The organism is Phenylobacterium sp. (assembly GCF_037189685.1).
In the GTDB taxonomy this organism is placed as follows: Bacteria; Pseudomonadota; Alphaproteobacteria; order Caulobacterales; family Caulobacteraceae; genus Phenylobacterium.
Window position 1 is genome coordinate 1 of sequence record NZ_JBBCIT010000044.1, and the last position, 6,559, is coordinate 6,559.

The window sequence follows — 6,559 nt, forward strand, 5'->3', positions numbered from 1 at the left end:
GGGGTAGATGGAGCGGAAGGCGACGAAGCCGGTGTAGATGGGGGGTTCGACGCCGAGGAGGATCTCGCGGACCTTGGAGTTGACGCCGTCGGCGCCGATGACGATGTCGGCCTCGACCTCGTGCTGGTCGGCGAAGAGGAGCTGTGTGCCGCCGAGGCGGTGGCCGATGTCGATGAGCTGCTTGTTGAAGACGATGGCGCCCGGCTGCAGCCGGCTGGCCAGCACCGACAGCATGTCCCCGCGGTGCATCGTCAGGGCGGGAAGGCCGAACATCTCCTCCCATTTCTGCTCGCGGCGGTCCCAGAGGATCTCGCCGGTGTCCCAGACCCGGCTGTAGCTGGACTGCTGCACGATGCCGATGTCGAACATCTGATCGAAGACGCCGATGTGCTTCATGACGCGGCCGACGTTGGGGCCCAGGCCGATGCCGGCGCCGATGCGGGCCAAGCGCGGGGCCTGCTCGTAGATCACCACGTCGTGGCCGGCCTGCTGCAGCAGGATCGCCGCGGTCACACCGCCCAGCCCCGCGCCCACCACCGCAATCCTAGGGGTGTCTTTCATCAGATGTCTCCGTCGAACAGGGCCTCATTGTCCCTTGAGGTTAGTCCGACGGGCGTTTCATCCAAGTCGAGAACGAGGCGTTTTGAAGAAATCATATCTATGAAAATTGATGTAAATCCAATTACTTCGCCCGGTAATCTGTAATCCATTCGCTGTAGGGAAGGTTTCAGATCACAGCCCGGCGCGGGCCGCTTCGATTTCGGAGTAGCGGTGCCCGACGATGGTTCCCGGCGCGAAGATTCCATCCAGTTCGAGGATGTCCTCGGGGCCAAGATTCACAGCCGTGGCGCCGCAGTTCTCGGTGATGTTGGCCGGCCGCTTGGAGCCGGGGATGGGGACGACGGCGGCGTCTTGCGTGCCCCGGCTTAGGAGCCAGGCGAGCGCGATCTGTCCCGCGGTGACGCCTCGCTCGGCGGCGAAGGCGGCCAGCTTCTCGACCACGGCCCTGTTCTTGGCCATGGCGTCCGCCTGGAAGCGGGGCAGGGTGGCGCGCAGATCGGTGGGCGCGAACTCGGTGGTGGTGAGCTTTCCCGTCAGGAAGGCCCGGCCCAGCGGGCTGAACGGCACGAACGTCACGCCCAGTTCGCGGCAGGCGGGCAGCACCTCGGTCTCCACATCCCGGTGCCAGAGGGAGTACTCGCTCTCGACTGCGGAGATCGGATGCACGGCGTGCGCATCACGCAGGGTCTTGGCGGCGACTTCCGACAGGCCGAGCCAGCGCACCTTGCCCTGCTCCACGAGGCGCGACATGGCGCCCACGCTGTCGGCCACCGGAACCTCCGGGTCGCGGCGGTGCATGTAGTAGACGTCGATCACATCGACGCCCAACCGCTTCAGCGACGCTTCGCAGGCGGCGAAGATGTGGGCGGGTGAATTGTCCACCGCGGGCAGGCCGTCGGGGCCCGCCGCGATCGATCCGTATTTTGTGCAGACGACCACCCGGTCACGGTCGACGGTCTTCAGGAACCGGCCCAGCAGCTCCTCGTTGCGGCCGTTCCCGTATCGGTCGGCGGTGTCGAAGAAGTTCACGCCCAGGTCCAGGGCGGTGTTCATGGCGGTGAACCCGGTGGCGTCCTCGTCCGGGGTCGCTCCGCCCGGAAGCCCGGCCAGCCCGAGGCCGACAGCGGAAATCTCGGCGCCTGTGCGGCCGAAGGGAACGCGCGGAATCATGTCTCGCCCTGCGATATGGATGGGAAAGGGAGCCCCGCCGGCCGTCGGGCCGGCGGGGCGGTACATCAGAACTTGAGGCCGAGGGTCGCGCGCACGTAACGGGGGGCCGCGTCGGCGACCATGAGGGCCGTGCCCACCGGGTCCCAGTAGCTGATGTAGTACTTGTCGAGCGCGTTCTTCACGATGACCGTGAAGGTCCAGCGGTCGTCCGGAGAGGTCCATCCCCCGGTCAGGTCGACCAGGGCGTAGGGATCGATCGTGTACTGGTTGCCCGGATCCGATGGGACGCGCGAGGTGTAGAACACGTTCCCCGAAAGCCGGAACTCACCGACCTCGGTCGGCCAGGTGTAGGTCAGGCCCGCGTTGGCCGTGAAGTCCGGCTGCCGCATCATCGGCTTGCCCGACGCATCGATGGTGACCGTGCGGTACCCGATGCCGCTGGCGTTCGGGACATAGGCGATGGCGCCGGGGAAGTCCTTGTATCGTGCGTGGATGTACGAGGCGCTGAGCACCAGGTCGAGGTTCGCGGTCAGCGCGTAGTTGAGGTCGGTGTCGATGCCGTACATCTCGGCCTTGCCGGCGTTCTGGAGCTTGGTGACGGCTGGCGCGACGGTGAAGTCGTAGCTCGCCACCTGAAGATCCTTGTAGGTGTAGAAGAAGGCCGCGTTGTTCCAGATGAACCGGCCGCGGGCGATCTTGTAGCCCGCCTCGAAGGCGTCGATCTTCTCGGGATTGATTGGCGCGGCCACGGTCGCCGTGGCGTTGAACGTCCCCGACTTGAAGCCCTTCTGATAGGCGATGTAGGCGCTGCTGCGCGAATCGAACTGATAGCGCAGGTTGATCCGAGGCGTGATGCTGTCGAAGTCCGCCTTGGCGTCGATCTGCGGGTTCGTGAGGAACGAGCGGAAGGATTTCTCCTCGTAGCTGAACCGTGCGCCGGCCGAGAGGAACCAGTTGGGCCGGAATTCCCACGTGCCGTCGGCGAAGACCGCATAGGCTTCGGTGTAGATTTTCGCGTTCCGCTGGTTGTTGGGCCGCGGGTTCGCGAGAGTGGCGCCCGTGTAGTAGGGCACCGCGTCCAGATTGGCCCAGTAGTTGGCGCCCACCGTCCAGCGCAGGGGGCCTTCGCCCGACGAGTTCAGGACGAACTCCTGCGAGAGCGTGCCGGTGTTGGTCTTGGTGCGGTTGTTGGTGATGACGGCGGACGAGCCGTCCAGGTCGGTCTGCTGGTTGGTGATCTCGTTCTGGTAGCCCGTGTAGGAGGTCAGCCGGGCGAAATCGAAATCATAGGTCGTGGTCAGGGTGAAGGTGGTGACCTCGGTGTCCGATCGCGGCCGCAGATCCTGGGAGTTGGTATACTTCTCGGTGGCGACCACGGAGCCCGGGATGAAGAAGGCGGTGGTGTTCGGGCCGACCACCCGGTAGACGCGCCCCGCGCCGTCCTTGGTGTTGCTGTAGCGGCCGACCATCAGCAGGGACAGGCGGTCGGTGGGCTTGTAGAGCAGCTTCCCCCGCAGGGTGATGCCGTCGTAGAGGCCGTCCTTCTTGCCGGTCAGGATGTTCTTCGTGAAGCCGTCATAGGACCGGTAGACCAGTGATGCGCTGGCCGCCAGGTTCTCGGTGAGGGCGCCCGTCACGAAGCCCGACCCGCGGATGTCGTTGTCGGTCCCGTAGCCGACCTGGACCTTCCCCTGGGTGTCGAAGCTGGGCATCATCGTGTTGACGAGGATGGCGCCGCCGGTCGCGTTGCGTCCGAAGAGCGTACCCTGAGGCCCCTTCACCACCTCGATCGACGTGACGTCGGCCAGCTCGAGATTGTTGGAGAGGTTCGAGGGCTGATAGTAGCCGTCGACGTAGATCACGACGTTGGCGCTGTTGCCCGTCCCCGACGTGGAGCTCGTCACCCCGCGAACCGTCGGCTGGAGGTTGGTGCCCAGCAGGTCCATGCGGATCCCAGGCGTGACCTGGGCGATGTCGTAGATGTTGGTGATCCCCGCCTTGTCCAGCTTGTCGGCGGACAAGACCTGAACGGTCACCGGGGTTTCGGTGACGTTGGCGGAGCGCCGTTCGGCCGTGACGATCAGTTCCTCGACCAGTCCCGAGGTTTCGTCGGCAAGAGCCGATGCGGGCAGGGCGGCGCTCAGCAGAAGGCCGGCGACGAGTGGCCGGCGCGTGCGACGGCGCGCCGCGATCTTTGGAAGAGAACTTTGAGAGATAGGCATGGGCTCCCCGCGGATGAAAGGAAAGGAGCCTCCCTGATCAGTTTTTTATCAGCGCAATAACTCTAGATGTACTTGTAAGAATTATCGCCGATTTTCTATTTAGCATGAAGAGACAGAACATCATTTTCCATCCCGAATAAATTCAGGACAGATGTGCGCCGAGTCGTTGGCGTTCTTCTGATCGTCATCAAAGGGTCTGAATTGATTTAGATCAATGCGCTTTCCGGGTGTCGGAACGGGATATCATATCCATGAAGTCTCACTCCCGCGTCTTGGGTGAGGGGAGGGATTTCAGCGAGATATAGAATTAAGGATCCGGTATTCCGGAAGCTGCTTCCGCTTCGTTTCAAGCGTGGCGTCGTATCAACGCGCTGACCGGGCGCTGTGCAGCGGATACGAGTTTCTCTACACGAGCATGATTTCACATATCATACTCTTGGTTGACCGAAAGAGGCCGGCTCGACCAGCGTAGACCCCGACGGCGCAAGGCTGTCTGAAGTTGTACTGAAGGTTTCGGAGATTGAAGTTCGGGTATTCTGGGAATATCTGATCCGAATCCGATCCGGAATCCTCAAGTCAGGGGGTCTAGGTCGTGAGTCTTGTTCAAAGAGAAATCCAGGACGATCTTCAGGATATCCTGAACGTCCTTGGCTTCTCGGGTGAACATGCTGGGGCGTCGATCCAGATCGCTGGCGAGGATCCCGTATTGCAGTCGCGCCTGCGCCTGGGGCGCGCGGCCACCGTGGCCATGGGCGCCCATGCCGCCGGCGTCGCGTCGATCTGGCGTATGCGGACCGGTCGCCGGCAGACCGTCGGCCTCAGCGTCCGGGAGGCGGCCAACGCCCTGAACGCGGGCGCATTCGTGCGGCAGGGCGGTTATCCGGCCATGAGCCGGCAGGCCATGTCCGAACCCGTGAGCGGTGTGTTCCGCGCGGGCGACGGGCGATGGATCCTGCTGTCGGGGCCGGCTTCCGCGCCCCGCCTGCGCAACGGACTGCTCGAACTCCTGGACTGTCCCAACACCCGCTCCAAGGTCGAGGCCGCGGTCGCCCGGCGCAGCGCGCTGGAGTTGGAGGAGGCCTGTGTTGCGCGGGACCTGGCGGCCACCATGATCCGCACGCCGGAGGAGTGGGCCGCCCATCCGCAGTCCGCCTTTCTGGCGAGCCGGCCGCTGATCGAGATCGAGAAGATCGGCGACAGTCCGCCCGAGCCGCTGGGTCCAGGGCCGCGCCCGCTGTCCGGCGTGAGGGCGATCGACGCGGCGCACGTCCTGGCGGGTCCGATCTCCAGCCGCTGCCTGGCCGAGCACGGGGCCGATGTCATGCGGATTTCCTCGCCGTACAGGCAGGATCACTTCTCGACGATCCTCGACACCTGCATCGGCAAGCGCTCGACGTACTTCGATCTCAACACCCCGGAGGGCGGCGACGGTCTCAGGCGGCTGGCCGCGGAAGCCGATGTCTTCGTCCAGTCCTACAGTCCCGGAGGCCTCGCCCGGAAGGGCTTTGGCGCCGAAGACCTGGCGGCCCTCCGGCCCGGCGTGATCTACGCCCAGGTCAGTTGCTTCGGCCAGGAGCCGGGGCCCTGGGCGCGGCGGATCGGCTTCGACACCAACGCCCAGGCCGCGGCGGGCGTCTTCCTGATCGAAGGCGACGCCGAACGGCCCCGCGGCGTGCCGACCACGCTCATGGCCGATTATCTGACCGCCTACCTGGCGGCGGCGGGGATTCTGGCGGCGCTCCGACGCCGGGCCGTCGAAGGGGGAAGCTGGCGAGTCAACGTCTCGCTGGCCCGGACCATCCAGTGGGTGCTGTCCCTCGGGGTGATCCCCGGCGAGCTGGGCGGCTCGCCGCTGGAGGATCTCGCCGCCACGGCCCGGGTCCTGCGCGCCGAAAGCGCCTATGGCGAGATCGAGCACCTCGCTCCTGTCGCCCTCTATTCGGAGACGCCGGCCTACTGGTCCCGCGCCGTCTCGCCGCTCGGATCCTCGCCGCCGCAATGGCTGCCGCGGTGACCTCTTCCTTACTCTCAGGAGATCGAACGACATGAGTGCGAAGCCCAGAATTGCGGTGGTGGGCGCGGGGCTGGGCGGTGTGACCGCGGCGATCCTGCTGCAGCAGGCCGGCCACGACGTGGTGATCTACGAGCAGGCTCCGCGCCTGGCCCGCATCGGCGCCGGCATCGGCCTGGGCCCCAACGTCGGCCGCGTCATGAAGCACATCGGCGTCTTCGACCGGATGTTCGACATCGGCATCGTCATCGAGACCAGCTACAGCCGGGTCTGGGACACCGGCGAGATCCTGCTGAACCGCGCGGAATATGACCTGGCCAGCCGCTTCGGCCTGCCGGCGCTCAGGATGCACCGTGGCGACATGCTGTCGGTGCTGGCCAGCCGGCTGCAGCCCGGAACCATCGTCTTCAACAAGCAGCTCATCGACATCGGCCACCGCCTCGGCGGCACACAACTCCTCTTCGCCGACCAGCACGAGGTCGAGGCCGACATCGTCATCGGCGCCGACGGCGTCAACTCCAAGGTCCGCGAGATCCTCCTCGGCGTCGAACCCCCCATCTACACCGGCTTCGTCGCCTTCCGCTCCATCTACCCC

The 6,559-nt window shown here is 65.3% G+C and carries 5 protein-coding genes; 2 read left to right on the forward strand and 3 right to left on the reverse strand.

From position 1 onward, the window contains the following. From WG212_RS21275 to WG212_RS21285, 3 genes are all read right to left on the reverse strand, one after another. On the reverse strand, nt 1–561 hold a 561-nt coding region (locus WG212_RS21275), incomplete at its 3' end, for an FAD-dependent monooxygenase (protein WP_337189121.1). A 171-nt stretch (nt 562–732) separates the two neighbouring features. Further along, a complete protein-coding gene (locus tag WG212_RS21280) occupies nt 733–1,731 on the reverse strand; it encodes an aldo/keto reductase (protein WP_337189122.1) in 999 nt (332 codons plus the stop codon). Between the two features lie 65 nt (nt 1,732–1,796). Then, nucleotides 1,797–3,953: a TonB-dependent receptor gene (locus WG212_RS21285; RefSeq protein ID WP_337189123.1), complete on the reverse strand. Its 2,157-nt coding sequence runs from the start codon at nt 3,951–3,953 to the stop codon at nt 1,797–1,799. 592 nt (nt 3,954–4,545) lie between these two features. Here WG212_RS21285 and WG212_RS21290 point away from each other — a divergent pair. After that, a complete protein-coding gene (locus WG212_RS21290; protein ID WP_337189124.1) occupies nt 4,546–5,967 on the forward strand; it encodes a CoA transferase in 1,422 nt (473 codons plus the stop codon). A gap of 31 nt (nt 5,968–5,998) precedes the next feature. Continuing rightward, the coding region (locus tag WG212_RS21295) for an FAD-dependent monooxygenase (protein WP_337189125.1) at nt 5,999–6,559 on the forward strand (561 nt) is incomplete at its 3' end.